We start from the raw sequence: 23568 nt of genomic DNA on the forward strand, positions 1-23568 counted from the left end.
ACCGTGGCCGGATGCCGGGTCAAGCCCGGCATGACGCAGGAGAGGTAGCCGACTTTATCATCCATCCGGAGGCCGCGGAAAACCCGCCGCCTCGTGTCGCGTCACGCCTCCAGCCACTTAACCTGCTCAGCCGTCAGCTTGATATCCAGCGCAGAAAGGCTGTCCTCCAGTTCGGCAATGGTGCGCGGCCCGATCAGCGGAATGACCGGGAAAGGCTGGGCGATGACATAAGCGAGCGCGATGTGGATCGGATGGCGGCCGAGTTTCCGGGCAAGCTCGATCGCCCGGTCGCGGCGGTCGAAGTTGCGGTCGGAATACCAGACGCGGACGATTTCCTCGTCATCTCGCTTGTCCCGCCCCGCCCGGTCGGTGAAGAAGCCGCGCCCCTGGCTCGACCAGGCGAAATTCGGGATCTGGCGGGATTGGAGCCATGCCTTCCACTCATCGTCCGATGCCGCCACACACCCCGCCCAGATGGGATCGAGCATCTCGGCAAGCGAGAAATTGTTGGAAAGTGCGCCCGGCGCCTGTTTGCCGTTCTCTTGCGCATAGGCGGTGGCCTCGTCCATACGCTCGCGCGTCCAGTTCGATCCCCCGAAAATGCCCCGAATGCGACCACGCCGGACTTCGGCATCCATAGCATCGACAAATTCGCCGACCGGCACGTCGGGATTGTCACGATGCATGAAATAGACATCGACATAATCCGTCTTCAGACGCTCCAGCGACTGGTTGAGCTGCTTGGCGATCATGTCCGGATAGCAGAGGGGCGAATGCGCGCCTTTGCCGATCAGCACGATTTCTTCGCGCGGCACGTTGCGGCTGGTGTGCCAGTCACCGAATATGGCTTCCGTCTTGCCGCCGCCATAGACATAAGCTGTATCGAACAGATTGCCGCCCGCCTCATAAAAGGCATCGAGCGTCAGGGACGCGGAGGCGAAATTGGGGAAGAACTCGAAACCGAGCGCAACCACCGAAGCGGGTTTGGTGAGGCCGGGTATCTGCCGCTTCGGAACCGCATTGCCTGCCACGACCTTGCCACCGGCAATATTCGTGATGCGAGAGGTTGCTTTTTCGACGCTGTATTCCAAGCCAACGGCGGCACGCCACTGGTCCATGACACGTAGATTGCCGAGACTGTCGGCCCAGCCCATGCCGGGCGCGCCGAATTCCTGCTTGCCCTGCCTTATCGCCTCACCTGCCGCATCGACTTCGAAGGAATAGAGCCAGCGGTCTTCCGGCAATTCGATGGTTTCGACCTTGTCGCCCCTGAAAATATCGATCCGGCCGGTGCCACCCTTGTGGCCGGCGGCGAACCAGAAATCCTTGACTTCGATACGGCCTTCCGAGCCGATGATGCGCAGCACATTGTCCTGGCCTGCCATGATCGAGCAGGAGACTTCGGCAACGATACCGTTCGAAAATTTCAGAACGGCCGAAGCCCATTCATCGACGCCCGACTGGCCGAGATGGGCCGCACCTACAATCTTTTCGGGTTCAGCAAAGGGTTTTTCATCGACTGCACCGGCAATCAGCCGCACCATGGATACGGGATAACCGCCGACATCGAGAATGCCGCCGCCTGCCGTCTCATTGGAAAACAGACGATGATCGGCACGGAAAGACCCCATGTTGAAACCGAAACTGGAGCGGATGATGCGGGTATCGCCAACGGCGCGGTTCCTGATCAACTCCACCAGTTTTGCCGTCTGCGGATGCAGGCGGTACATATAGGCCTCGCCCGCAAAGACATCAGCTTTTTTCGCTTCGTGGAAAATGGCGTCGGCGTCATAGGCGGAAAGCGCGATGGGCTTTTCCACCAGCACGTTTTTGCCCGCACGGATCGCCTTGATCGCCCATTCCGCATGGCCGGTATGGGGCGTGGCGATATAGACGGCGTCAATATGGGGATCGGAAAGCAGCGTATCGTAACCATGGATGATGCGCGCGCCGGGAAAGGCGTCAGCAAGGCCGGGCTTGTCCGGATTGCGGGTGGCGATAGCCTCGAGCTTACCCGTGCGGGAATGGGCAATGCCGTCCGCAAAGGTCTTGGCGATGGTGCCCGGGCCGATAATGCCCCAGCGGATCGGTTGGTCGGTCGTCATGAAATCCTCGTCTTGACTTGCGTGCTTGGGAAAGGGTTCAGCGCAGGCGATTGCCCTGACTGTCGAAAAGAAATGCCTTGCGGGCGGAAAGACCGACCGTCAGCCGGTCACGATTGGCGACGTCTCGCGATTCCGGCCGCTCGATGACGAGTTGCTCACCGCCTTCCGTACGGGCATAGACATAGCTGGTATTGCCGAGGTGCTCGGCGACATCGACGTGGACGGTGAGATCGGCATCGCCCTGCCCGACATCAGCAAAATGTTCGGGCCGGATACCGAGCGAGACCTTGCTTCCCTCATCGAGCCGGTCCTTGATCGGCAGGGTCAGCCGCACGGCAGGATCGCTGTCGAGCGACAGCGTAACGCTTTGTCCATCTGTACCAATGACGGTCGCCTCCAGAAAATTCATCTTCGGCGAACCGACGAAACCGGCAACGAAACGGTTGGCGGGGTCGTCATAAAGATCGAGCGGGGCACCGACCTGTTCGATATTGCCCGCCCTCAAAACCACGATCTTGTCGGCCAGCGTCATCGCCTCGGTCTGGTCGTGGGTAACATAGATCATCGTGGTGCCAAGCTGCTTGTGCAGCCGCGAGATTTCCACCCGCATCTGCACCCGAAGTTCCGCATCGAGGTTCGACAAGGGCTCGTCGAACAGAAAGACCTGCGGTTCGCGCACGATGGCGCGGCCGATGGCGACACGCTGCCGCTGCCCGCCGGAAAGCTGCTTTGGCCGGCGTTCCATCAACTCGTTGATCTGCAGGATTTCGGCGGCGCGGCTGACACGCTTTTCCGTATCGGCCCTGGGATTGCCGTTCATCCTCAGGCCGAAGGACAGGTTTTCGGCAACCGTCATGTGCGGATAAAGCGCATAGGATTGAAACACCATGGCGATGCCGCGATCGGCCGGATCGGCATCGTTGACCGTTCTGCCGCCGATACTGATATCGCCGTCCGATATATCCTCCAGCCCCGCGATCATACGCAGAAGCGTTGATTTGCCACAGCCGGACGGGCCGACGAAGACCACGAACTCGCCATCGGCAATATCGAGATCTGCACCATGGATGACTTTCAGCGCACCGTAGCGCTTGACGACATTCTTGAGCGAAAGTTCCGCCATGCGGTCTCTCCCCTTACTTGACTGCCCCGGCGGAAATGCCGGCGATGAAGTGGCGCTGCAAAGCCACGAAAACGATGAGAATGGGTGCGGTGAGCAGAACTGCACCGGCCATGATGCCGCCCCATGACACTTTGGTGAGCCCGATGAGGGTGCCAAGTGCCACGGGTGCGGTCATCATTTCCGGACGGGAGTTGATCAGCAGCGGCCAGAGATAATTATTCCAGGAAGCGAGGAAGAGGATGATGGACAGCGCCGCCATGGTGGGGCGCGCCAATGGCAGGGCAATGCGCAGGAATATCTGCCATTCCTTGACGCCCTCGACCCTTGCCGCATCGAAAAGCTCCGTTGGCATCATGGAAAAGGATTGCCGCATGAACAGCACGCCGAGCGAGTTAAACAGTGGCGGCACGATAAGTGCCACCCAGGTGTTGGCGAGCTTGAATTCGCGCGCCACCATGATGAATTGGGGAATGACGACAACTGCAAAAGGCAAGGTGATGGTGCCGAGAATGATGGCGATCACCACCGAGCGTCCGGCAAAACGATAGCGCGCCAGCGCCCAGCCCGCCATGGAGGTCAGAAACACCGAGAGAACCGTATAGATGACCGCAACGGTGATCGATATGAACATCGCCCGCAGGAAGTTGGTATCCGCCTGAAGGTTTTTGAAGTTCTCGATGAAATTGGTGGACGGGACGAGCACGATGTCGGGGCTGAAAATGCCAAAATCAGGCATTGTCGAGAACACGAACATCATCCAAAGCGGAAATAGCCAGATGAGGGCAAGCGGCGTCAGCGTCGCATGCAGCGCGATCTTCTGCCAGAGAAGCGATCTGGATTTCGATCTCATTTCGGCTCCCTCCCGACCCAGAGATTAAGAAGCGAAATGGCGATGGCGAGCGCCGCCATGGTGTAGGCGATGGCCGAGGCGTAGCCGAAATTGAGCGAAGTGAAGCCCTGCCGGTAAAGGAACAACCCCAGCGTTTCCGTACCGCCGCCAGGCCCACCCCTGTTGGTGATGAGGAAAGGCTCGGCAAAAAGCTGCATGGTGCCGATGACGGACAGGACCACGCAAAAAAGGATGATGGGTTTCAACAGCGGCAGTGTGATGTGGAAGAACTGCTGCCGCTTGTTCACCTTGTCCAGTGTCGCCGCCTCATAGACATCGCCGGGGATGGATTGCAGGCCGGCCAGAATGATGATGGCGTTATACCCCGCCCAGCGCCATGTGACGGCGATGATGACCAGCGCCATGGCCGCATTGGCATTGTCGAACCACGAGATGGGCGAAAGGCCAACGGAAGTGATGAGCTTGTTGATGATGCCGAAATCGGCACTGAACATCAGCCGGAAAACTGCCGCATAAGCGACTTCTCCGACGACGACGGGTGCGAAGAAGGCAAAACGGTAAAGCGGGCGTACCTTCAACAGTGGCGAGTTCAGAAGTACCGCCATGACGGTCGCAAGCGCGATCATGACAGGCACCTGAATGACCAGAATGATCAGCGTATTGTAGAGCGCGTTATAAAACGCCGGATCGGAGACCAGCCTCCCCCAGTTCATTGAGGGCGCAAACCGCCAGGGATTGATGCGGGTGTTCTGAAACGACAGCATGAACGAGCTGACGATCGGCCAGACCCAGAACGTCGCGAAAATCAGAAGATAGGGCGCAAGGAACGCATAAGCGATCCTGTTCCTTGACGGCATGACGACCTCCAGATGCGATGGTTGGAAAGCTTGGAGAGGCCGGTCCTGCTAAACCGCAAGGCCGGCCATCCGAGAGCTTCATTCCGCGACCGGCAGCCCCGTGGCCGTTTCGATCTGCTTTGCGGCATCGTCGAGAGCTTCTTTCGCATCGGGATAACCACCCGCGAAATATTTGGTCTGCGTCGCCTTGTAGATCGCATCTGCATCCGACTGGAACGCGGTGCCACGGCTGGGCACGATTTTCGGCAGGGTCGCCAGAATATCGGTCCAGACCGCCTGCCCACCCCAATAGGGCTGCTTTTCCTTGACGAAAGGATCATCGATGGCGGAGAGAAGCGAGGGAACGAGGCCGAAGGACTTCAGCATCGTCACCTGCCCCTCATTGGTGGTCAGCGCGTAGTCGATGTACTTCCAGGCGGCTTCCTTGTGCTTGGACGCCGAACTTATCGCCAGCGAAGAGCCACCGAGATTGGCTGCATGCGGACCGTCAGGCGTAAGGCTCGGCATCATATAGACACCCCACTTGCCCGAAAGACCGGGAGAGCCGGAGCGAACCGTGCCTTCATACCAGGCGCCATACATCTGGCTCGCGGCCTTGCCGGCAGTATTGGCCTGGATCTTCTCATCCCAGATCGCAGCCGTGATGATGCCGGCATCCTTCATCTGCTTGATCTTTTCAAGCGTCGCGACACAGGCAGGTTTGTTGATGGTGATGTTCTGGCCGTCGGTCGAAAAGTAACCGCATCCCTGCTCGTTGGCGATCATGCGGAACCACTCGCTGTCGCCGTTGAAGTCGGCCTGCGCCATCACGGTGCCGGGATTGGCGGCCATGACCTTCTTGCCAGCCGCGATGAAATCATCCCAGCTTTTGATGGTGGCCGGATCGACAGCAGCCTTTTCGTAGAAATCGCGCCGGTAAAAAACGGCCACCGGACCCGAATCCCAAGGCACCGCATAAGCTACGCCATCGACCTCCAGCTCCGTGCGCTTAAAGTCAGGAAAAAGCGCCTGTTTTTCAGGCGTATAGCCAAGTGCAGTCAAATCCGTGAAACAATCCGGAAACCGGCTCCAGAACAGTTCCGCCTCGAAATTTTCGACCGTTACAATATCCGGGAGGCCGTCGCCACCCGCTGCGCAAGCCGCCAGCGTCTTGTCGAAAACCTGATCGTTTCCAAGGTCTTCAACAACAATCTTGATGTCAGGATTTTGCTTGTTGAACCCTTCGACAGTGGATTTAAGCGCCGATGCGGCGACATTCCAGCTCCAGATGGTTAAGGTCTCGGATTGCGCCATTACCGGTGCCGCAAGGAGCACCAGAGCCGTCGACGCGCCAAGAAATTTAAAGCACATTGAAAACCTCCCTTTTTTCAATTGCCGTTCTTTAGCGAACATGGGCACATTACCGGCGGCAGGAAATCTGTCTCGTACAAAGGGAACATCGATTTGGCGGAAAGTAAGATTGCGGAAAGAGCCTTCTACCAGCCGGGTGCAAGCAGCATCGAAGGCATGCCGACCACGCTCCAGCTTTTTTACAACCACCCGCCCATCATGCTCAGGCCGCACTGGCATGCGCAGGTGGAGGTGAACTATGTGATGTCGGGATCCGTACATTACCGGATGGGCGACCACGACCTTTCGCTCGATGCCGGCCAGATGTGCATTTTCTGGGGCGGCCAGCCGCACCAGATGGACCGTTCCTCCGATGATTCGATTTATGCGGGCGCGCATCTGCCGCTCGTCCATTTTTTCCGCATGCGGCTGCCGGCTGCGGTTTCCAGCCTGCTGATGGGCGGCGCAACGATGGTGAGTGCGCAGACGGACCGGGCCGACGAGGAAAATTTCGGCCGCTGGTTCCGTTACGTCACGTCGGGTGATCCGGCCAAGGCGCAGCACGCGGTGGAAGAATTGCTGCTGCGGGTGGAGCGCATGTTCCTCGAGCCCTATACCGTCATATCCTCCGCCGTCAGCGGCAAACGGGAAGAGAACGACGAGAGCATGGCGCCCTCAATCGGCGTGGTGCGCATGTGCGATTTCATTGCCGCCAATTTTCTAGACGACATCGACGCGACCGAAATTGCCCGCGCCGCCTCGCTTCATCCGAAATATGCGATGAACCTTTTTCGCAAATCCACCGGGATGACGCTGATCAAATACCTGACCTTGCTCAGGCTTTCCCGCGCCCAGGCGATGCTGATGAACGGCAAGGACAATATTTTGCAGATTGCCATGGAAAGCGGCTTCGGCTCCGTCAGCGCCTTCAACAAGGCGTTTCGTCAGATCGCCGGCATGTCGCCTTCCGATTTCCGCCGCGATATGCGCGCGACGGCGGCTTAGTTTTCCACCTCTTCAAAATCGGAGTAGCCGGCACTGCGCTGGCCTGTCGCCTTGCGATAGGCGCGGGGCGAATTGCCGAGCATTCGCCGGAACATGGTGGTGAAAGCCGGAATATTTTCATAACCGGCATCCAGCGCCACATTGGTCACCGCCTCGCCCGCGGCAAGCCTCGGCAAAGACGCAAAAATGCAGGCCTGCTGACGCCAGGTGACAAAACTCACCCCCAACTCTTTACGAAATAACCGCGTAAAGGAGCGCCGGCTCATGCCCATGGCGGCAGCCCAGTCATCGATTTCCACTCTGGCGACAGGCTTTTTCAGGAACTCGCGGCAAAGACCGGCAAGACGCTGGTTATCGGGAAAGGGTAATCCCAGCGGGCGTTCCGGCAGACGGTTGACCTCATCGAGCAGAAGCGCCCGCACCAGTCCCTGCCGGTGAAAAGCGGCGGGTTGCAACTCCTCGCCCAGCAATTCCGAAATCAGGCTGGAGGCAAGGGCGGTAATTTCCACCACCCTTGGGGCCCCGGCTTGAAACAGATCGGGGTGAACGTAGATCGAATGCATCTCCACCGTTGAGATGATCTCAGCCTCATGTTTCAGCCCGGCTGGAATGATAAGCCCGTGACCGGGCGGTATCATCCAGCGCCCGGCGGCGGTGCTGACCAGCACGACGCCCTGGCGTGCGCACCATATCTGCACCCGGCCATGGCTGTGGACCGGGGTATGGTGTCCTGTCGGATAGGCACGGTGAAGCGCCAGCACCGGCTCGTTGGTGCCGTCGATCAATTTCAGGCTGCGCTCATGGTCGTCATCCGCCAGACGGGCGGGTTTTAGCGATTTGATTTTTGCCATTTGGCCCATTCACAAAGAAACTCGTCCAGAACACGAAAGCAGGCCAGAAACAATATGAATAAAAGCGGGAAGAAATAAAGACACGTTTCCCGTCTCTCGCGGGGAATCTGGAGAGGATACATCATGGCCACCGTCACCAGCACCGGGTTCAGCCCGCAACGCACGGCGTTTTCAATCATTGCAGCAGCCAGCTTCTGCCACATGCTCAACGACATCATGCAATCGCTACTGACGTCGCTTTATCCGCTGCTGAAGGCCAATTATGCGCTCGACTTCATGCAGATCGGGCTGCTCACCTTCGCCTTTCAGGTCACGGCATCGCTGTTGCAGCCGGTCGTCGGCATGGTGACCGATCGCTGGCCCATGCCTTTCTCCCTGCCAGTCGCCATGCTCTCCACCTGTGCTGGCCTCATCACGCTCGCATTCGCTCACAGCTTCGAGGTGCTCGTGATCGGCGCCTGCCTGATCGGTGTCGGCTCGGCGATCTTCCATCCGGAGGCGTCACGCGTTGCCCGTCTGGCATCCGGTGGTCGCCACGGTCTGGCACAGTCCTTCTTCCAGGTTGGTGGTAATACAGGCACGGCCATCGGCCCGCTGCTGGCCGCCTTCATCGTCATCCCGTTCGGTCAAGCCAGCCTCAGCTGGTTCTCACTGATCGCGCTGATGGGCTTTGCCGTCTTGTCCTGGGTCGGCGTCTGGTATACCCGCCACCGTCGCGCGAATGTCGGCAAGGCTCCGGCCAGCCGCGCACTTCCGCTGGCACGCGGCACCGTGATGATGACGCTTGCCGTGCTGGTGGTTTTGACCGCCACCAAGAACGCCTATCTCGCTAGCCTTTCCAGCTATTTCACCTTCTACACCATTGAGAAGTTCGGGCTGGGCGTGCAGGATGCGCAGGTTCTGCTGTTCCTCTTCCTTGGCGCTTCTGCGGCGGGCGTTTTCTTCGGTGGTCCGATCGGCGACCGCTTCGGCTCGCGCGTCGTCATCTGGTTCTCGATCCTCGGCGTCATTCCCTTCGCGCTGATGCTGCCCTATGCGAACCTGTTCTGGACGACCGTTCTAGTCGTCGTCATCGGCTTCGTCTTCTCTTCCGCCTTCTCGGCAATCGTCGTGTTCGCGCAGGAACTGGTACCCGGGCGCGTTGGTCTCATCGCCGGCATGTTCTTCGGTTTCGCCTTTGGCTTCGGTGGCATCGGGGCCGCGGTTCTCGGGATCTATGCGGACAAGGAAGGCATCGAGTTCGTCTATCGCATCTGCTCCTACCTGCCGCTGCTCGGCCTGTTGACCGTGCTTTTGCCAAAGTTGCCGAGCCACCGGTAAAGACCCTTCGCTCTCAAGCGTTTCGTCACGGCAGTCACCTGTGATAATCACGGTGACTGCCGTAATTCGTTGAGCGAAGACCAGCCACATGCAGATACCGATAAAATCGATCCTCGTCTTTCATGCTGCGGCAAGGGCGGGCAGCATTTCGCGGGCGGCGGAAGAGCTGAGCGTTACGCCTTCAGCCGTTTCCCAGCAGATCCAGTTGCTCGAAGGCCAGCTTGGCACGACGCTGATGGCGCGGACCGGCCGCAAGGTGACGCTGACGGAGGCGGGCGAGCGGTACTTCTCGATGATCACCGCACAGATCGAGCAGATCAGCGATGCCACCGACGGTATTCGCGGCTTCCGCTCGGTGACCACGCTGACAATCAGGGCAACCCCGACCATTTCCAACAAATGGCTGCTGCCGCGTCTCGGCTCCTTTCTGGAGGAGCATCCCGAACTGGAAGTGCGCCTTGACGGCACCAACGAGCCGACCGATTTTTCGCAGGAGCTTGTCGACATAGAGCTGCGCCATGGCGATGGCCGCTGGCCGGGCCTGTTTGTGGAAGGACTCGTGGAGGAGGAGTTCCTGCCGGTCTGTTCACCGGACATGCCCGGTGCCGGTACATTCCTGCCCGAAGATTTGCAGAACCAACGGCTTATCCACTCGGTCAAGGCGCAGGCGCAATGGAACCACTGGTTCCCGCTTTCCGGCGTGACGGCTGAAAAGCGCTGGCGTCGCGTTCTGTTCGATCGCAGCCACATGGCCATCGACGCCGCCGTTCTGGGCATCGGCGTGGCGCTGGAAAGCACGTTGATGATGGAGCGGGAACTGCAACGCGGAATGCTGATCCCGGCCGTGGCCGATGCGCCCCGCATCAAGCTCGTCACGCAATGGATCGTTTGCCCGCATTCCCACCTGCGTCAGAGAAAAGTGACGCTGTTTCTGGAGTGGATGCGAAAACAACGCGACGAGTGGCGTGCCCGTCGCGTTGTCTGATGCTTCAGGCTCCCTGTTTCAGTCTCAATAAAGACCCATCAACCGTATCGGCCCGAGCGTCAGCACCGGGAAAAGCACGAGTGCGAATATGGCGAGTGTCAGCACCGTCATTGGCGCCAGCGAACCACGAATGACGTCCTCGATCTTCATGTTCGCCACCTGTGCTGCCGCGAACAGGCAGACCCCGACCGGCGGCGTCACAAGGCCAAGTGTCAGCGTCATGACAGTCACGATCAGGAAGTGGATCGGATCGATGCCCAGCGCCTCCACCGGCGGCATCAGCACCGGAATGAGGATGAACATGGCGGGGATAGCCTCCATGAAGATGCCGATGATCAGCAGGAAAACGAAGATCACCAGCATGCCCGACATCGGCCCAAGGTTCATCGCCTTCAAAAGCTCGGCCACCTGTTCCGGCAGGCCGTCGAAGGTGAAGACCCAGGCGGCAAGCTGCGAGGTGGCGGCGATGAAGAGGATGGTGCCGGAAATGCGCGCCGTGGATATCAGTATTTCCGGCAATTCGCGAACCGGCAGCGTGCGATAGACCAGCACACCCAATACGGCCACATAAACAACCGCGATGGCCGCGGCTTCCGTCGGCGTGAACAGGCCGCTGGCGATACCGATGATGAGGATCAGCGGCGTGAGCATCGGCAGGATTGCGCGAAGGCCGGTGACGATAACCAGACGGAAATTGAAGGGCGTCGGCGGATTGTAGCCGTAATGCACCGAATAGAAGTGGTTAAAGACAAGAAAAGCGAAGGCGATGAGGAGGCCAGGCACCAGACCCGCAATGAGCAGCGTGCTGATCGACACATTGGCGATGGAACCGGCAATCACGATCAGGATCGACGGCGGGATGATGGAAGAGAGCGTGGAGGTGCAGAGCGTCATGCCGACGGCATAACCCTTTGGAAATCCGTGTCGCTCCATGGCCTTGATTTCGATTGCGCCCACAGAGGCGATATCGGCGACTGAGGAGCCGGAGACGCCGGAAAAGATGACCGACGAAATGACGTTGACGTGGCCAAGTCCACCGGGAAGCCAGCCGACCATCGCCTCGGCGAAATCGAAGATGCGCTCCGCCACACGGCCGCGCTCCATCACCGTACCGACCAAAATAAAGAGTGGCACGGCGACGAGAAGGAAAGAGTTCATCGACGAGAACATCGTCTGCGACAGAAGGTCCATGGGCATGGAGGTGAAGAGCCACAGCGTGCCGACACTGGCGAGCGCCAAAGCGATGGCGAGCGGCACACCCAGCATGCTGAGACCGAAAAAAGCGATGAGAAGAAAGACCGACATGGCTCAATGTCCTGCTGAAATAGAGATATCGGCGTGGGCGATCTCGTCCGCGGGGATACCGATCTCGGGTAGCGCGATCAGGTCCCGCCTGCTGCGCAGAGATTCGATGATGGCCAGCACGGCGATGACGGCCGAGACAGGCAGAACCATGCCGATGGTCCACATGGGGATGGGCAAGGTCGCGGCGGTCTCGTTCATCATGATCTGCTGGCGCACCAGGGTGAAGCCCGTCCAGCCCATCATGCCGAAGAAGAACACCGAAGAACCGACATAGATCGGCACCGCCAACCGCCTGAACAGGCGGTGGAACAGCACCAGAAACACCACGACCCGCGCGCTTTCAACAGTGCGGAAACCGGCGGCAAGGCCAAGGAACACCATCCAGATGAAGAGAAAGCGCGTCGCCTCCTCGGTCCATGGAAGAGGGCTGCCGATGAGGCGGCCAATGACCTGGAGAAGAACGACGACAAGAATACCGAAACAGGCCGCCCCGGCGGCGACATCAGCGATGACCTTGACGATGGTGCCGAGCACCGACGGTTTCGTATCGCGCATGACAATACCCTTCCACTGCTGAAACCGGATATCCGGTAAAACGAATGCCACCCTGCCGCTACGGCAAGGCAACCCTTGCTGACGATGGGAGCGGCCGGGTTGCTAATCGGTGCAAGCCCGACCCTCCTTTCACTGGCGGCGTCAGTTCGTCTTGAGGAAAGCCTGCGTCTTGTCGAAAAACGCCTGATCTTTCACGAGGGCGGAGAATTTTGCCGAAAGACCAGTCGCGACAGCCACGAAAGCCTTGCGCTCGTCGTCGGTCAGCGTGTTGACCTCCATGCCGTTCTTCTTCAGCGTTGCGAGCGACTTGTCGATATCGGCAGCATCGTTCTCGGCTTTCCACAGCTCGGTTTCCGTGGCCGCGTCCTTCAACGCCGTTTTGAAGCCTTCGTCGAGGCCTTCGAAACGGGCCGGGTTCATGCCCAGCACCCAGGCGTCAGCGATGTGGTTGCTGATCGTCAGGTATTTCTGCACTTCATATAGCTTGGCGCTGACAGGCACGTTGACCGGATTTTCCTGCCCGTCGACGACTTTCAGCTGGAGCGCGTTATAGACTTCCGCAAAGGCCATCGGCGTCGGGGCAGCACCCATGGCGCCGAAGAATTCGACCCAGAGCGGATTGTTCGGCACACGCAGCTTCATGCCCTTGAGATCGGCAGGCGATTTGATCGGCGCCTTGGAGTTGGTGATTTGGCGCAACGGCCGAGACCAGAGATCGAGCCCGAGAATGCCGATCTTGCTCAGATCGCCGGAAAGCTCCTTGCCAAGATCGCTGTCAAGATAGACGCGCAGCTGGTCAATATCGCGGAACTGATAGGGAATGGCGATGGCCGTGAATTTCGGATTGAACGTCGCGTAAAGCGATGTCGAGTTCAAGAGCATGTCGAGCGAACCGCCGGCCAGCTGCTTAACGCCCGCCGAAGGATCGCCGCCATAAAGCGTGCCGTTCGGAAACACTTTGATCTTGAGTTTGCCGTCAGTCTTTTTCGAAACAATCTCGGCGAACTTGTTGGCCGCGAGCGTGATTTCCGACGTATCGGAATCCGGCGTCGAAAGCGTGAGCGTTTCCGCCTGCGCGATCGATGCAACAAGCATGGTGGCGGCAAGAGCCAGCCCGTAAAGTTTTGAAATTTTCATGTGTTCCTCCCGTTGTTGTCTCTAAACAGTTTCGAGCGTTCCTCCGAACGCGTTCATGCGTTTAACTTCAAGGATCACACCGCTGTGATCAAGCTCGCCCGCGCCATGCTCGACCATGGAGCGGAACAGCCGGTCAACCTCCTCGCCGACCGGTAATTTCAGGCCACGGCTCTTGGCGAAAGCCAGCGCCGTGGACGTATCCTTCAGCTGATATTTCGCCGGCCCGCCGGGGCGGAAATCGCCTTCCACCATGCGTTTGCCGTGCTGGCGGAAGACGGTGGACTCGGCAAAACCGCCAAGCAAAGCCTGGCGCACCTGCGCCGGGTCGGCTCCCCCCGCTTCAACCAGCGTCAAAGCTTCCGCTACGGCGCAGATCGTTGAAGCCACGATCAGCTGGTTGGCCAGCTTGGCCAATGAACCGCAGCCCACCGGACCGACATGGGTGACGCGGCCGAGGCAATTGAGGAGTGGCCGCAATGCGTCCACATCCCGCTGCTCACCGCCGGCCATGATGGCGAGCGTTCCCTCAGTCGCCCCTTTTTCGCCGCCGGAAACCGGTGCGTCGACATAAGCGACGCCATGAGCCTTTGCCGCCTCCGCCTGTTCCCGTGCGCTGTCGACCGGAATCGAACTCATCACCAGCAGAAATGCACCAGGCTTCATGGTGGAAACGACACCCGAGGCGCCGAGCAGAACCTCGTCGCAGACCGGCCCGGAACTCAGCATACAGAGCACGACATCGGCTTCGGCTACAGCTTCGGCAGCCGTGGCCGTCGGCTGCACGCCCTTTGCCGCCAGAACCGCAGCTTTTTCAGCACTGCGGTTCCAGGCCTTGACGGAAAAACCGGCCTCCGCCAGACGCGCCGCCATGGGTGCACCCATGATGCCCGTTCCGATGACAGCGATTTCGCGGATGTCCTGCATTTTTTCCACCCTTCAAAGCCATTGCCGGTTGAGGAAACGAACCGGCAACTCTTCTTCGATGAGGGCGGGAAACGCCTCGCGAAACCGGTCGAGATGGGGTGTTTTCAGATGGTCGTCGAAAGCTTCGCGGCTGTCATAGACCTCATAGAACACCACGTTGTTTCCGGATTCCGGCCGCACCACATCGAATTGCCGGCAACCCGGTTCATCCTGAACCGAATGGGTGGCATCATCTTGCGCTGCGTTAAGAAAGGCATCCATCGCGTCAGGCTTGACCCGGAATTCCGCGATTACCACGAAAGCTCCATTCGGCATGTCCCGTTCTCCGTCCATCACGCCGCAGCGTCTTTTTGCGGACGGAACTGGTTTTCCATGTCCTGGCGAAGCTTCACCACATCCAAGTCGCTCACCAGTTCCACATCATCGAAGCTGACGATCTGATCCTTCTTGATGGCGCGCTTCAGCTTGACATTATGGGCAAGACCGATCGGCAGCGCCTTGATGTCGAGGCTGCGGGTGGCAGGGATGGCATTGGCCCAGACCGCGTAACCGCCCTCGCCATCAAGCATTTCGCCGGGCTGCATGTCCTTCTTGGCCGTCGCAACCGCATCGCCGCGGAACTCCTTCGAGCAACCGGTGGCCTCATTGCGCAGTACGGCCGAAAGCACGCTTATCGAAGTTTCGAGACCGATGATGTGGAACGGACGCCACATGGAGGCGTACCAGCCCGAAGGATCGGTCAGCAGTCCATATTGCTTGAAGCAGGCGCGGGCATATTCATTATGTGCCTTAAAGGTGACGAAAACGCCGTAACGGATGTTATTAAACACCTCGCGACCATCCGGCTCCTGGCTTGCGGCAATATCCACGAGACCGGAGCGCGACATGCGGCCGCCATCGGCAGCAGGGCGAAAGACGCGGGCGAGATCGTGCAGGCCTGCGGGCGGGAAGGCCAGACCGTCATCCGGGCAATCCAGCCCTGTGCCGTTTGCGACCGCCGCCATTTCGATGGCCGCCTTGGTGCCGTCGGTAAATGAATTGTACATTTTCGGATTGAAGTCGCCCTTGGCCACTTCCTCGTCAGTCCAGCCGAAGTAGCTCCAGACCGTATCAGGCGTCGAATACCGGTAACGCGGCTCGAAATTCATCCCCTTGCCGGCGGAAACGACCTCGAAGCCGGTGGCGCGTGCCCAATCGACCAATTCGCAGATCAGGGCCGGCTGGTCACCGTAAGCCATGGAGTAGATAAGACCCTTGGCCCGCGCCTTTTCGGCCAGGATGGGCCCGACCATCACATCGGCTTCCACATTGACCATGACGACATGTTTGTTGTGGTCGATGGCTCCGAGCGCATGGCGCGCGCCAGCCAGCGGATGGCCAGTCGCCTCGATCACGCATTCAATCTCGCCGCAGGCGAACAGTTCATTCACATCGTCAGTCACATAGGTCTTGCCGCTCTTCAGCGCATCGGCGCAGCTCGTCGCGTCATAACGCTCCTTCGGCCAGCCGACGCGGTCAAACGATTCCCGCGCCTTGCCGACATTGAGATCAGCGACGGCGACCATGTGGAAACCGGCGATGCGCTGCGCCTGCGCCAGAACCATGGAACCGAACTTGCCGGCACCGATGAGACCCACCCTGACGGGCTTGCCGCCGGCTGCGCGCTGCGACAGAAGAGAATAGAGATTCATGTTTTGACATCCTTCGCTGGGGAAATTGCTGGCGAGAGTGCCCAGTCAGCCCGGCAAAGGCCATGCGATACCGAGGCTACGAAGGGTTAACCCTCGCGGCACCGAAGACATGACGTTTCTGCGTTCCTCCCGGATCCCGGCACACACTTGCGCCGGCCCCCGCGGTCGCCTCCCAAAGCAACCCTGGGAACAGAGTAGGAGCGTTCAAATATTAGTTCTATTTAGAAAAACAGATTTTTCTTTTAATTTTTCTAACAAACTATCAAGCCGATTTGCGCAGCATCAGATCGGCACTGAGGAGAATGCGCTCGCGCATCCGTGTCGTATCATCCGCCTCCTCATTCAACTTCTGCAGCAGAAGTTCGATCGATAGCCTGCCGATCTCGTTGTAATTCTGCGCCACCGTGGTAATCGGCGGGCAGGCATAACGTGAAAGCGGATGATCGTCATGGCCGGCTACCCTGAGATCGTAATCCGTGCCATGGCCGACCCTGATGCCCTTCTGGAAGGCGGCGGCGATGACGCCGAAGGCGATACGGTCATTGGCGCATAAAATAGTGCGCGAGGGCAAATGCCCTGCCCCATCCAGCAACCGAGTCGCTTCATCAAAGGCGAAACGCTCGAAATCCCAGGTTACGGTGCCGGGAACACCGATGACATGCGGCTCGAAACCAAGACGCCGCATCGCCTCCTCATAGGCCGTGCGGCGCGTTGCGGCGTTGGTATTGACCTGCGGCATGTCGAAGAAACAGGGCGGCTCGCCCGAACGGCAGAGATAATCCACCATCAGCCCGACGCTCTGGCGGTTGTCGGTGCCGACAAAGGCCGAGGTCTCGTCGAGTGGAGAATCGACATAGACGATCGGTATGCTGGCCGCCAGCTGCTCTAGCGTGGCGCGATGGGACTTGACGCCGAGCGGAGCGATGATGGCGCCCGCGACATTCATCGACTTGAAGGTGCGGATGGCCCGATCCTCGATTTCCGCCTTGCCGTCGGACGACAGCACGAAGGCAAGGAACCCCGCCTCGTTGGCGATGAGTTCGATACGGCTCGTCAGCGCCATGTAGAACGGGTCGGTTGAGTTCGGAATAATGATGCCGATGATATTGGAGCGGCGGCGGTTGAGGTTGACGGCGAAGATATTCGGTCGGAAGCCCGATTTCTTCAGCGCATCCTCAATGGCATCCCGCGTCTTCTTGCGGACCGAGGCCGGATCATTGAAGTATTTCGAAACAGTCGGGCGGGAAAGGCCGACGAATTCCGAGAACTCTTCCATCGTCCTGATAGATTTGGCCAAAGTGCTTGCCCCCATGAAATATTACATGTGGTACTCTATATCGACCGGCCTTCGCACGAAAAGCCGGTCGAATACGGTTATCAACGGCCAAACGATCATTCGGCTGCAAATTGCACTTTCATCGTGGCCGGATCGGACGGCTTTTTCATAAAGAACGGCAGCATATCCGAAAGCGGCAGCCGGTGCGACACCAGCCGCGCCATGACATCACCATCCGTTTCCAGAATGGCAAGCGCCTGCGGTATATTGCGGTTCAGCGAATGTGAGCCGACAAGCTTCAGCTGCCGCCGGAAGATTTCGAAAGGCGCAACCGAGATACGGGCATCCGGCGCGCAGACACCGAAAAACAGCGCCGTGCCGCCATCCGCGACCAGCGGGATCATTGCTTCCGCAACAGCTGCGATGCCGGTCGCATCCGCCACGAAATCGAACGCCTTCTGTTGCCGCAGCAGCGCCTCAGACCCGGAAACCGCCGTCTGAAGTCCAAGACTTTCAGCGAAGTCCAGCCTGCTTTCGTTGATGTCCGCAATCGTCACCGTGGCAATGCCTCGTGATTTCAGCGACAGGGCGAGCAGCAGGCCGATGGGGCCGGCGCCAAAAACAAGCGCATTGCCCGGCACCGACCCAATCTCGCCAATACCCGCGCTCTGCATGCCGTTGACGACGCAGGCGAGCGGTTCGGCAAGTGCTGCCACGTGATAGGGCATGGAACCTATGCCATGCAGTTGGTCGGCGCGCACCACGCTGAATTCCGCAAAACCGCCATTGTGGGAAACGCCATAGGCCTTCAGCGTGTTGCAGAGGTTGGTAAGCCCTTTCCTGCAACTGGGGCAGGTGCCGCAGGGCAGATTGGGATCGACGACAACCCTGTCGCCGACCTTGATACCAGTGACATCTGCCGCCACCGCCGCAACTTCGCCAGCATATTCATGGCCGGGAATGACGGGAAAGGCACCGTCACCGTAACGCGCATGTAGCACGTCGATATCGGTATGGCACAGCCCCGAAGCCTTGACCCGGACAAGGGCATGCCCCGGCGGCAGATCGGCGACGGGCACGTCCGTAAGCACGGCTCGTCCCTTCTCGACGAATTGAATCGCATGCATGGTCATCTCCGGCTTTTCAGCTCATCCAGTTGCCGCCGTCGACATTATATGTCTGGGCGAGAATATAGTCGCTGTCGGAAGAGGCGAGGAAAACTGCAAGGCCCTTGATGTCATCCGGCGTGGCGAAACGGCCGATCGGCACGGATTTGGCCACCGCCGCCTTCTTCTCACCCGGCTTCAAGCCTTCCCATTTGGCGAAATGCGCATCGACCACTTCCCAGTGCTCGCCATCCACGACACCCGGCGCAATCGCATTGACGTTGATGCCGTGTTTGACGAGCGCCAGCGCCGCCGACTGCGTGGCGGAAATGATCGCCGCTTTGGAAGCGCAATAAAGCGTCACGAGCGCCTCACCGCGCCGACCGGCCTGGCTCGCCATATTGATGATCTTGCCGCCGCGCGCACGCGCGATCATGACATTGGAGACGGCCTTCATCATGAAAAGCGGCCCCTTGAGATTGATGTCGAAAACCCGCTCATAGCTTTCTTCGGTAATGCCGTTGATCGGCGCCATATCGAAGATCGCGGCATTGTTGACGAGAATATCGATGCCGCCGAATTCCTCATCGACCGCCTTTACAACCGCATCGATCTGACCAAGGTCAGTCACGTCCAGACGGATGGCCTTGGCGGATGGGCCTATAGCGGCTGCAGAAGCGGTCGCCCTGGCAATATCGATATCGGCGATGATGACCTTTGCACCCTCATCGGCGAAAGCCTGTGCAAAACCAAGGCCGATGCCGCGGGCGGCGCCGGTAATCAGCGCGACCTTGTTCTTCAATCTCATGTCGATCTCCGTGATGCATGGCGGGTAATGGATGAACTCGGCCATGCGCGTTTGTGTTAGATGCGATTTTCTCACTCCCCTCATTCCTGTGCCTGTCACAGGAATCCAGCCGACGCGCGTCTGCGTGGCGAGAGAGTCCTTTTCAGCCCAAGGACTTGGGCTGACTGGATTCCTGTGACAAGCACACGAATGAGGGCGGCGGGTGCGCCAGCCCCACCCATGCCGCCCGCCGCCAAAGTGACGAACGGGCGGCACGCCGGGAGGACGCGGCTACTTGATGTAGCCCGCGCGGGTCATGTCACGCTCGACCTGTTTCTGGGCGCCTTCGAGCGCCGTATCGACGGTCTGCTGGCCGGAGAGTGCTGCCGCAATCTGCTGGCCGACAACCGTGCCGATCGACTGGAATTCCGGTATGGCGACGAACTGCACGCCAGTATAGGGGACCGGATCCTTTGTCGGCTTCGACGGATCGGCGGACATGATGGCTTTCAGCACCGTATCCGCAAAGGGTGCGGCTTTCTTGTATTCTGGCAGCTCATAGGTGGATTTGCGCGTACCGGGCGGCACGGCGACCCAGCCTTCGCTTTCGCCGACCGTCTTCACATAGTTCTTCGAGGTCGCCCATTTAACGAATGACTTGGCGGTTTCGAGCTTCTTCGTGGTGTTCGGAATTGCAAGGTTCCATGACCACGACCAGCTCGATCCGTTCGGCGTTGCCTCTACCGGAGCACGCGTGAAAGCGGTCTTGTCGGCAACCTGGCTCTGTTTGGGATCGTAGATACGTCCCGCAGCCGAGGTGGCGTCGATCCACATCGCGCAATGGCCGGATGCGAACAGCGTCTGGTTCTCGTTAAAGCCGTTGGTCGCCGCACCGGGCGGGCCGTAGGAGGTCATCAGCGCAACATAATCCGAGATCGCCTTTTTCCACGGCTCGCTCGTCAGCTGCGGCTTCCAGTCCATGTCGAACCAGCGTCCACCATAGGTATTGATCATGGTACCGAGGAAAGCCATGTTCTCGCCCCAGCCCGGCTTGCCGCGCAGGCAAATGCCATATTGCTGTTTCGACTTCTCCGTCAGCTTGGCCGCGAAGTCCTTGATCTGGTCGTAGCTCGGATTATCAGGCATTTTCAGGCCGGCCGCGTCGAACAGGTCCTTGCGGTAAAGGGTGAACGAGCTTTCGGTATAAAACGGCACCGCGTAAAGCTTGCCGTCCACCGTCAGGCCCTTTTTGATCGGATCGAGCAGATCGGCGTAATCGTAATCGTCGCCGAGATCATCGACCGGAGCCAGCCAGCCCTGCTTGCCCCAGATCGGCGCTTCGTAACCGCCGATGGTCATGATGTCGAACTGGCCGCCATTGGTGGCGATATCGGTGGTGACGCGTTCGCGCAGAACATTCTCTTCCAGCACGATCCAGTTGATCTTGTTTCCTGTTTCCTTCTCCCAGGCGCTGGAAAGCTTCTGCATGATGATCATGTCGCCATTGTTGACGGTGGCGATGTTGATTTCTTCCGCCTGCGCAAGTCCGGCCAAAAGGCCCGCTCCAACCACAGACGACGACAGAATTCCAATGAATTTGCTCATGAGACCCGCTCCTCCTTTACGGATGTCCACGCATAACAATACATGCGTAAATTTTTATCTCGCAAAATCGCGCCATTTGTCAACATCCAAAAATAAAATGTGACGCGAGCACTCTTGGATATATTGCTATAAATAGCTGTTTTAAAGTCGATAATGTCATCAAAAATAATTACATGATCCGCTTTACTTGTTGCATCGCAACAAAAACACCATCAAAAAATATCTTGACGTGCGTAAATTTTAACTGATATCCGGAAAATAACAGAGCCGGGACGCCGGGGATTTGCACCCACCGGAAAGGTGGGAGCCGAATGCATATGGAGGAGATGATGAGGCAGGTATCCGCACTTGCGCCGCACGCGAAAGGCCCGACCATTACGGCGGGTGAAATCCTCGTGGAAATCATGGCGACGACAGTGGGCGACGGCTTTCTCGAGCCGCAAACGCTGATCGGCCCCTTTCCAAGCGGCGCGCCCGCCATTTTCATCGACCAGGTCGCGCGTTGCGGCGGCAGCGCCGGCATTATCGCGGCGGTTGGCGATGACGATTTCGGCCGGCTAAACATCGAGCGGCTGCGCCGTGACGGCGTGGACATATCGGCCATCGCCACCATTGCGGACCGGCCGACCGGCAGCGCTTTTGTCCGCTACAGGGAAAACGGCGCACGGGATTTCGTTTTCAACATCGCCCATTCCGCAGCGCGCGAAACGCACATGACTGATAAGGCGCAGGCCCTCATCGAACAGGCCGGCCATGTGCACGTCATGGGATCGGCGTTTGCGATTGCCGGTATCGGCGAGATCATTCTGGAGGCGATCAAAAGCGTCAAGGCGCGCGGCGGCTCGGTGTCTTTCGATCCGAACATCCGCAAGGAACTGGTGCAGGGTAACGAGGGCCGCAAGCTGATCGACGATCTCCTTGATGTCACCGACCTTCTGCTGCCTTCCGGCGAAGAACTTCAAGCTGCCTCCGGTCTGGATGACGAGGACGCAGCGATAGAAAAGCTCCTCGCCTCCGGTATCGGCGAAATCGTGCTGAAGCGCGGCGCGCAAGGCGCCAGCCACTTCAGCCGCGCCTATGGCCGCATCGACGCCCCCGGACTGACGGTCTCCGAAATCGATCCGACCGGCGCCGGCGACTGTTTCGGCGCAACTTACCTCACCTGCCGCCGCCTCGGCATGCATCCCGAAAGAGCGCTCACCTATGCCAATGCATCAGGCGCGCACAACGTCATAAAGCGCGGCCCCATGGAAGGCGCTGCCAGCCTTGCCGAACTTGACGCCTTCGTGACCGCGCTATTGTCGGAGGAAGTCCTATGACCGCCATTCTGGAAAATCTCGCCGCCGCGCGCCGTGCCGGCAAGCCGGCAGGTATCACTTCGGTCTGCTCTGCCCACCCCGTTGTCCTGCGCGCCGCAATCCGCCGCGCCGCTGCCGGTCAAACAGCCGTGCTGATCGAGGCCACCTGCAACCAGGTCAATCATCTCGGCGGTTATACCGGCATGACGCCGCGCGACTTCGTTACCTTCGTCAACAGCATTGCGCAGGAAGAAGGACTGCCCGGCGAGCTCCTGATTTTCGGCGGCGATCATCTCGGTCCCAATCCCTGGCGCAAGGAGAAAGCCGAGGACGCGCTGACAAACGCAGCCAACATGGTCGAAGCCTATGTCACAGCCGGTTTTCGCAAGATTCATCTGGATGCGTCGATGGGCTGCGCCGGTGAGCCGGCCGCACTGGATGACGTGACCATTGCCAATCGCGCAGCAAAACTCGCGGCTGTCGCCGAAAAGGCAGCCGCCGAGGCGGGGCTGCCAAAACCGCTTTACATTCTCGGCACCGAAGTGCCGGTGCCGGGAGGCGCCGATCACGTGCTCGACACGGTGGCGCCCACCGAGCCGCAGGCGGCGCGCATGACCATTGACCTGCACCGTGAGATATTCGCGCAGCACGGTCTTTCCGATGCGTTCGAACGGGTCATCGCCTTTGTCGTGCAGCCCGGCGTGGAATTCGGCAGCGACAATGTCGTCGCTTACAATCCGGATGCGGCCATGGCGCTCAGCGCCGTGCTGGACGGCGAACCGCAACTGGTCTTTGAGGCACACTCGACGGATTATCAAACGAGAGCAGCGCTTGGCGCCCTTGTGCGCGATGGATATCCGATCCTGAAAGTCGGTCCGGGGCTGACCTTCGCTTACCGCGAAGCACTCTACGCTCTCGATATGATCGCATCCGAGATGGTCGGCGACTATGGCGACCGGCCGCTGGCGCGGACCATGGAACAGCTGATGCTCGGCGCGCCCGGCGACTGGCAGGGTCATTACCATGGTGATGACATCACGCTCAGATTGCAGCGCCACTATAGCTACAGCGACCGCATTCGCTATTACTGGACAAGGCCCGAGGCACTCGCAGCCGTTTCCGCCTTGCATAAGGCGCTTGACGGGAAGACAATTCCCGAAACCCTGCTGCGCCAATACCTCGGCGAGTTGCCGCTCGCCACGGTTGCAGGCAAGGATATGGAGGAGGTTCTGATCGCCGCGGTGGATCAGGTGCTAGCAACCTACCATGCGGCGACGGGCGAAGGTCGCTGCTAAGACAATCGTCAAGTTAAATTCGGATGCCCCGGCGGAGACGTTGCGGGTATCGGTCATGGAGGGGACTACCAATGGCAACACGAAACACGAGCGGTCTGGCGCGGGTTATGCTTGCGCCTTCGGTGCTGCTTTTGCTGGTGTGGATGATCGTGCCCCTGGCGATG

At 59.2% G+C, this 23568-nt stretch carries 21 protein-coding genes and 1 pseudogene; 6 read left to right on the forward strand and 16 right to left on the reverse strand.

The annotated features are described in order from the left end of the window. Positions 1 to 101 precede the first annotated feature (101 nt). The 5 genes from FB593_RS17950 to FB593_RS17970 all read right to left on the reverse strand — a co-directional run bounded on the left by FB593_RS17950 (position 102) and on the right by FB593_RS17970 (position 6285). Complete coding sequence (locus FB593_RS17950) at positions 102 to 2105, reverse strand: aldo/keto reductase (protein ID WP_145166814.1); 2004 nt, start codon at positions 2103 to 2105, stop codon at positions 102 to 104. Between the two features lie 37 nt (positions 2106 to 2142). Beyond that, positions 2143 to 3228: an ABC transporter ATP-binding protein gene (locus FB593_RS17955; protein WP_065663044.1), complete on the reverse strand. Its 1086-nt coding sequence runs from the start codon at positions 3226 to 3228 to the stop codon at positions 2143 to 2145. Positions 3229 to 3241: 13 nt separating this feature from the next. Continuing rightward, positions 3242 to 4078: a carbohydrate ABC transporter permease gene (locus FB593_RS17960; protein WP_003517937.1), complete on the reverse strand. Its 837-nt coding sequence runs from the start codon at positions 4076 to 4078 to the stop codon at positions 3242 to 3244. Next, on the reverse strand, positions 4075 to 4935 hold the full coding sequence (locus tag FB593_RS17965; RefSeq protein WP_013761426.1) for a carbohydrate ABC transporter permease: 861 nt from the start codon (positions 4933 to 4935) through the stop codon (positions 4075 to 4077). The genes FB593_RS17960 and FB593_RS17965 overlap by 4 nt, the downstream gene beginning before the upstream one ends. Positions 4936 to 5013: 78 nt before the next feature. Beyond that, complete coding sequence (locus tag FB593_RS17970; RefSeq protein ID WP_145166815.1) at positions 5014 to 6285, reverse strand: ABC transporter substrate-binding protein; 1272 nt, start codon at positions 6283 to 6285, stop codon at positions 5014 to 5016. A 93-nt stretch (positions 6286 to 6378) separates the two neighbouring features. On the opposite strand from FB593_RS17970, the gene FB593_RS17975 reads away from it, so the two are divergent. Then, the gene (locus FB593_RS17975) at positions 6379 to 7269 is read left to right on the forward strand and encodes a helix-turn-helix domain-containing protein (RefSeq protein WP_013761428.1); all 891 of its coding nucleotides are present in this window, start codon (positions 6379 to 6381) and stop codon (positions 7267 to 7269) included. Here the strand turns inward: FB593_RS17975 and FB593_RS17980 are convergent. Continuing rightward, positions 7266 to 8120: an AraC family transcriptional regulator gene (locus tag FB593_RS17980; RefSeq protein ID WP_080850052.1), complete on the reverse strand. Its 855-nt coding sequence runs from the start codon at positions 8118 to 8120 to the stop codon at positions 7266 to 7268. The genes FB593_RS17975 and FB593_RS17980 overlap by 4 nt on opposite strands. A 123-nt stretch (positions 8121 to 8243) precedes the next feature. Here FB593_RS17980 and FB593_RS17985 point away from each other — a divergent pair, with 123 nt between their 5' ends. Together FB593_RS17985 and FB593_RS17990 are read left to right on the forward strand one after the other, a co-directional pair. Then, positions 8244 to 9440 (forward strand): MFS transporter, encoded by a 1197-nt coding sequence (locus FB593_RS17985; RefSeq protein ID WP_003517947.1) that lies wholly within the window; start codon positions 8244 to 8246, stop codon positions 9438 to 9440. Between the two features lie 88 nt (positions 9441 to 9528). Beyond that, on the forward strand, positions 9529 to 10425 hold the full coding sequence (locus tag FB593_RS17990) for a LysR substrate-binding domain-containing protein (protein ID WP_145166816.1): 897 nt from the start codon (positions 9529 to 9531) through the stop codon (positions 10423 to 10425). Positions 10426 to 10449: 24 nt separating this feature from the next. Here FB593_RS17990 and FB593_RS17995 read toward each other — a convergent pair whose 3' ends face one another. The 10 genes from FB593_RS17995 to FB593_RS18045 all read right to left on the reverse strand — a co-directional run bounded on the left by FB593_RS17995 (position 10450) and on the right by FB593_RS18045 (position 20811). Continuing rightward, positions 10450 to 11730, reverse strand: coding sequence for a TRAP transporter large permease (locus tag FB593_RS17995; protein ID WP_145166817.1), 1281 nt, complete (start codon positions 11728 to 11730; stop codon positions 10450 to 10452). Between the two features lie 3 nt (positions 11731 to 11733). Continuing rightward, the gene (locus tag FB593_RS18000) at positions 11734 to 12285 is read right to left on the reverse strand and encodes a TRAP transporter small permease (RefSeq protein ID WP_003517954.1); all 552 of its coding nucleotides are present in this window, start codon (positions 12283 to 12285) and stop codon (positions 11734 to 11736) included. 141 nt (positions 12286 to 12426) lie between these two features. Further along, on the reverse strand, positions 12427 to 13422 hold the full coding sequence (locus FB593_RS18005) for a DctP family TRAP transporter solute-binding subunit (RefSeq protein ID WP_145166818.1): 996 nt from the start codon (positions 13420 to 13422) through the stop codon (positions 12427 to 12429). Positions 13423 to 13443: 21 nt separating this feature from the next. After that, positions 13444 to 14346, reverse strand: a complete 903-nt coding sequence (locus tag FB593_RS18010) for an NAD(P)-dependent oxidoreductase (RefSeq protein ID WP_003517958.1) — start codon at positions 14344 to 14346, stop codon at positions 13444 to 13446. A gap of 12 nt (positions 14347 to 14358) precedes the next feature. Then, a complete protein-coding gene (locus FB593_RS18015; protein ID WP_003517960.1) occupies positions 14359 to 14661 on the reverse strand; it encodes a putative quinol monooxygenase in 303 nt (100 codons plus the stop codon). 17 nt (positions 14662 to 14678) lie between these two features. Continuing rightward, positions 14679 to 16037 (reverse strand): NAD(P)H-dependent oxidoreductase, encoded by a 1359-nt coding sequence (locus FB593_RS18020; RefSeq protein WP_003517962.1) that lies wholly within the window; start codon positions 16035 to 16037, stop codon positions 14679 to 14681. Between the two features lie 262 nt (positions 16038 to 16299). Beyond that, the gene (locus tag FB593_RS18025) at positions 16300 to 17313 is read right to left on the reverse strand and encodes a LacI family DNA-binding transcriptional regulator (protein WP_111803013.1); all 1014 of its coding nucleotides are present in this window, start codon (positions 17311 to 17313) and stop codon (positions 16300 to 16302) included. A 116-nt stretch (positions 17314 to 17429) separates the two neighbouring features. After that, positions 17430 to 18440, reverse strand: coding sequence for a D-altritol 5-dehydrogenase (locus FB593_RS18030; RefSeq protein WP_065688977.1), 1011 nt, complete (start codon positions 18438 to 18440; stop codon positions 17430 to 17432). A gap of 16 nt (positions 18441 to 18456) precedes the next feature. Beyond that, entirely contained in the window at positions 18457 to 19227 is a 771-nt protein-coding gene (locus FB593_RS18035; protein WP_025595922.1) for a galactitol 2-dehydrogenase, read from the reverse strand. A 270-nt stretch (positions 19228 to 19497) separates the two neighbouring features. Then, a complete protein-coding gene (locus FB593_RS18045; RefSeq protein WP_111803014.1) occupies positions 19498 to 20811 on the reverse strand; it encodes an ABC transporter substrate-binding protein in 1314 nt (437 codons plus the stop codon). Positions 20812 to 21122: 311 nt separating this feature from the next. Between FB593_RS18045 and FB593_RS18050 the strand changes: the two genes are divergently transcribed. The 3 genes and pseudogenes from FB593_RS18050 to FB593_RS18060 all read left to right on the forward strand — a co-directional run. Next, the gene (locus FB593_RS18050) at positions 21123 to 22130 is read left to right on the forward strand and encodes a sugar kinase (protein ID WP_186447937.1); all 1008 of its coding nucleotides are present in this window, start codon (positions 21123 to 21125) and stop codon (positions 22128 to 22130) included. Further along, on the forward strand, positions 22127 to 23404 hold the full coding sequence (locus tag FB593_RS18055) for a D-tagatose-bisphosphate aldolase, class II, non-catalytic subunit (protein WP_145166820.1): 1278 nt from the start codon (positions 22127 to 22129) through the stop codon (positions 23402 to 23404). The genes FB593_RS18050 and FB593_RS18055 overlap by 4 nt, the downstream gene beginning before the upstream one ends. A 71-nt stretch (positions 23405 to 23475) precedes the next feature. After that, positions 23476 to 23568: pseudogene (locus FB593_RS18060) on the forward strand (sugar ABC transporter permease); the annotation flags it as partial.

It is taken from the genome of Rhizobium sp. SJZ105, from assembly GCF_007828365.1.
Taxonomy (GTDB): domain Bacteria; phylum Pseudomonadota; class Alphaproteobacteria; order Rhizobiales; family Rhizobiaceae; genus Agrobacterium; species Agrobacterium tumefaciens.